The organism is Corynebacterium sp. HMSC08C04 (assembly GCF_001807495.1).
Lineage (GTDB): Bacteria > Actinomycetota > Actinomycetes > Mycobacteriales > Mycobacteriaceae > Corynebacterium > Corynebacterium simulans.
In genome coordinates, this window is the sequence record NZ_KV789197.1 from 612 (window position 1) to 863 (window position 252).

At 56.3% G+C, this 252-nt stretch carries 1 protein-coding gene; it reads left to right on the top strand.

What is annotated here, in order from left to right; translation table 11 throughout:
- On the top strand, positions 1-252 hold a 252-nt coding region (locus HMPREF3169_RS12600), incomplete at both ends, for an ATP-binding protein (protein WP_246815581.1).

Below are 252 nucleotides of genomic sequence, written 5' to 3' on the forward strand. Positions count from 1 at the left end.
CCGCAGTCGAAGAAGCCTACACACAACGCCAACAGCGCAACATTGCCAAGGCCATCACCCAGGCACAATTCCGATACCCGGATGCAAGCCTGGCTGAAATTACCCGGGCAGAACAACGCGGTATCAACATGCGCCAGCTGAAACGAATCGCAGCAACCAACTGGCGGGAAAACCCGACCAATATTCACATCCTTGCACCGACCGGAACAGGCAAGACATACATTGCCTGCGCCATCGGCATCGCCGCATGCA